This window comes from Bradyrhizobium sp. NBAIM08, assembly GCF_020193935.1.
GTDB classification, from domain to species: domain Bacteria; phylum Pseudomonadota; class Alphaproteobacteria; order Rhizobiales; family Xanthobacteraceae; genus Bradyrhizobium; species Bradyrhizobium yuanmingense.
Genome location: NZ_JADYVR010000065.1, coordinates 1 through 646, shown reverse-complemented (window position 1 = coordinate 646; position 646 = coordinate 1). Strand labels below are relative to the sequence as shown.

Genomic DNA, 646 nt, shown 5'->3' with positions numbered 1-646 from the left:
GTAGCCGGCTGTACGGCCCATTTCTTTTTTTACAATACTGTAGGGTACATTCCAGTAAGGGCTGAATACCACATACTTCAGACTGCTGCTAAATACAACGGTACTGTGCTGGGCATTACCCACTACAATATCCATATCCCACTTAGGCTTGCTATCTTCATATACATGAAGTTTGTAATCCGGAATATTTACAGATATGTAATGGGCAGGTAAATGCGCCGGTGCCCAGCGCAACCGTTCCATATTAATCATAATTTGTTTAATACGCCAGCTTACCGGGCGGTTCAGTTCCGTAATTAAATTAGGGCCAACTGCACTGTCTTCACTAAAGCCCATACGATGTGCAAACCGGTTAACGGCCATCACCAGTGCAGGATCGAATACATCTGTTGTATCGGCCTGCGGCAGATCGCCGGAAGCATATAACCTTTTTTTAATAGCTGCAATCGCTGCACTTTTTTGCCCTATCCGATAAGCTTTTGCACCTGGCCGTACGGTAGTATCCCAACCACCCCGCTTTTCTATTTCAGCATATTGCAGCAGTGTTTTTTTAAGTTGTTGATATTGTGGGGTGGCCGGCTCGAACTGTTTTGGTTTTTTGCTATCCGAAGAATTTTCGAGCGCATTAAACTGCGCAATATATTCC

The 646-nt window shown here is 44.6% G+C and carries 1 protein-coding gene; it reads right to left on the bottom strand.

Annotation, left to right across the window (positions count from 1 at the left end; translation table 11 throughout):
• The coding region (locus tag I6F37_RS38390) for a L,D-transpeptidase family protein (protein ID WP_225154126.1) at positions 1–646 on the bottom strand (646 nt) is incomplete at both ends.